The organism is Nevskiales bacterium (genome assembly GCA_035574475.1).
Lineage (GTDB): Bacteria > Pseudomonadota > Gammaproteobacteria > Nevskiales > DATLYR01 > DATLYR01.
This window is the reverse complement of record DATLYR010000081.1, coordinates 1-2,964: the sequence shown is the minus strand read 5'-3', so window position 1 is coordinate 2,964 and position 2,964 is coordinate 1. Positions and strand designations below refer to the sequence as shown.

Genomic DNA, 2,964 nt, shown 5'->3' with positions numbered 1-2,964 from the left:
GTAGCTGGAGTACTTCGGGTTGTCCACGGCGAGACGTGCCAGCGTGTGCCGGCGCAGGCATTCCAGCAGCTGCGGATTGTGCTCGTCGAAACCGCCGCTGCGAATGCGCTCGGCCAACTGCGTGAGCAAGGTCTCGAAATCACCCTCCGCACCCAGCAGCGCTTGCAGTGCCTCGACCAGCGAACCATCGTCCGGCTGCGTCAGCTCGCGTTGCACGATGCGCAGCACATTGGCCGACACGCGGGCATTGAACTGCTGGCTGCCTTCCAGTTGCGGCAGCAGCTGCTCCAGGAAGTCGGCGACGGCGCCGAGCAGTTCGGCGGCATCGGGCAGACGGGTGGTTTTCTTCATCGGTCCTTGCCCTCGATCAGGTCCAGCAGGTCCAGTTCGGTCTCCGGGATGCGCCGGCCGATGGCGGCGCGCTCGACCGAGCGCACCGTGCCACCCAGGTGCAGCATCGCCTGCAGCAGGCAGATCACGCCCCATTTGAGGGTGCCGAACACCTCCCAGAAGCGCAGGCGCGGCACATCCACTGCGCGGCCGCTCGCGGCCTCGTAGGCGGCGTACAGATCACCGCGCTCGCCGAAACCGCCGACGGGCTGGTCGCGCCGGCCGAAGCGCCAGGCGTTGACGCACAGCCAGCCGAGATCCTCCATCGGGTCGCCGAGGTGGGTCAGCTCCCAGTCCAGCACCAGCCGCAAGCCCTGCGCATCCACCAGCAGGTTGCCGTTGCGGAAATCCCCGTGCACCAGGCAAGGCGTGGTGGCACTGTCCGGCATACGTTTGGCCAGCCAGCGCAGCGCCAGCTCGAACACCGGCGACACCAGCGGGCTGCTGCGGTACAGCGCCTCGATCTGCTTGAGCTGCGGCGCGGCCGGTAGCATAGCGAGCTTCGGCAGGGATGCGAGCGGCACGGCATGGATGGCGGCCAGCGCCTGTGCGCACTGCCGAGTCAGCTGCGCACGCGCCGTCGCGAACTCGGCATTACCCAGAATACGCTTGGGCAGGGTTTCGCCCGCGCCGCGGCGCATGACATAGCCCTCGCCGAGGCCGTCATCGGGTTCCAGGATGAACAGGATTTCCGGCACGGGCACGCCGGCCGCGGCGGCGGCACGCTGGACCAGCGCCTCGGTGCGCTTGTCCACGTTCACGCCCAGGCCCTGGCCGCCGGCCGAGCGGCGCAGAATCAACGCCTGCCTGCCCTGCGGGGACTCCACGTCGAAGGCATAAGTTTCGGCCGACGCGCCGGCGGACAGGCGCTGGCACTGGGTCATGCGGTGGCCGTCACCGCAATGCCGCTGCAGCGCGGCCTGCAAGCGGGCCTCGATGCGGTTCACGCCGGATAGCCGGCCGGCTGGCCGTCCAGCATCTGGTCGAGGTATTCGGCCATGCCGTAGCCGACGCGACCGTTGCAGCGGAACTCCGTCATCGCCTCGGTGATGCGCGTCTGCAGTTCCTGGCCGCTCTCGTCCACGCGGCGGTTGCGCAAGGGGATCAACGACAGTGCGCGGCCAGCGAGTTCATAGCTGGCGCCGCTTTCCGTGCGCAGCGTCGCGGACTGGGCGATGGCCCGTTTCCGCGCGTCGTAGTCGGAGTGCAGCTCCATCGCGGTGATGCCGTCATTGCGTGCACGGCCCGCCGCATCGCACGTCATCACCACACCCCAATCGCTGCGCGTGCCATCGCGGTGCGCGACCACCGACAGCAGCATGGCGAAGTCCGCGCCGAACACCAGCGGCAGCCAGCGGTACCAGTGGATGTTCTGCCAGTAGCGCGGCCCCCAGGAATGATCGCGCAGACCGAAGCCTTTCAGCGTGTAGCGCTCGTCACCGACCTGCAACCAGCCCTCGCCGGCAAGATGCTGCTCGTAATGCCCGCGCGCGAAGGCGGTGTCGGGGACGATCTCGATTGGGCTGCCATCGGCCAGCACCGGCTCGCCGCCGAAGGGCGGCGCAAGGCCGCGGAATGCGAACTCCAGCGCGCAGCGACGGATGGGATTGCAGCGGAAGGCCGCCTGCGGGTTGATCATCTGCTGCGGCTCGTCCAGCAGGCAGAGCATGCCGCGGTAGCGCGCCCGCTGGCGCCGGAAAGGTTCCAGGATCTCGAACTGCAGGCCGCCTGCGTCGAAGCCCGTGTTGTGCTTGAGTTCCGGACGCTGGTACATGAAGCCGACCCGCCCGCCCGGCAGGTACAGGCAGCAGGACATCTCGGCATGGCCCTCGTTCGGGCGGTTGCCGATGCGCAGCCAGCCGCCGATCTTCTGTTCGTGGTCGAACAGGTTGAAGTACATGCTCTCGTTGAAGTTGCGCGCCGCCTCGACGGCGTGCATGCCTTCGTCCGCTTCGGACAGGCGCAGGCGGGTGCCGGGTGGGTGCATGGCGGGTCGTCCGGGCCGATGACGCCCCGATTGTGGGACGCGGCCCGCGCTGCGACAAGCGCTAGCGGCGGCGTAGCGGCACCACCAGCAAGCCCTCCGCGCCGGCGGCGCGGTGCGCCTCGATGCCGTAGACCTGCGCGAGATTTTGCTCGGTCAGCACCTGCTCGGCCGCGCCGTCGGCGACGACACGGCCTTCGCCGAGCAGCAGCAGGCGGTCGCAGAAGCGCGCCGCCAGCGTGAGGTCGTGCAGCACCACCACGACCCCGGCGCCGGATTGGGCACGCCTCCTGAGCACCTCCATGACGCCGAGCTGGTGCGCGGGGTCGAGCCCCGCGGTGGGCTCGTCGGCCAGCAGCACCCGCGCCTCCACCGCCAGTGCGCGCGCCAGCAACACGCGCGCACGCTCGCCGCCGGACAGTTGCGTCACCGGGCGATCCGCCAGGTGCGCGACATCGGCGGCCTGCAGCGCGCGCTGCACGGCGGCAGCATCGGCAGGCGGTACGCGTGCCCAGGGCGCACGGTGCGGCAGGCGTCCCAGCGCCACCACCTGCGCCACCGGCATCGGCCAGTGGCACTGGCCGCCCTGC

The 2,964-nt window shown here is 69.9% G+C and carries 4 protein-coding genes; all 4 read right to left on the bottom strand.

The window, feature by feature from the left end; translation table 11 throughout:
• On the bottom strand, window positions 1–351 hold a 351-nt coding region (locus VNJ47_04390; protein HXG28070.1), incomplete at its 3' end, for a DUF6285 domain-containing protein.
• Window positions 348–1,337: a phosphotransferase family protein gene (locus VNJ47_04385; GenBank protein HXG28069.1), complete on the bottom strand. Its 990-nt coding sequence runs from the start codon at window positions 1,335–1,337 to the stop codon at window positions 348–350. The genes VNJ47_04385 and VNJ47_04390, both read right to left, overlap by 4 nt.
• Entirely contained in the window at window positions 1,334–2,377 is a 1,044-nt protein-coding gene (locus VNJ47_04380) for a hypothetical protein (protein HXG28068.1), read from the bottom strand. Before VNJ47_04380 ends, VNJ47_04385 begins: the two co-directional genes overlap by 4 nt.
• 61 nt (window positions 2,378–2,438) lie before the next feature.
• Window positions 2,439–2,964 (bottom strand): ABC transporter ATP-binding protein (locus VNJ47_04375; protein HXG28067.1); only part of this gene is annotated, 526 nt, incomplete at its 5' end.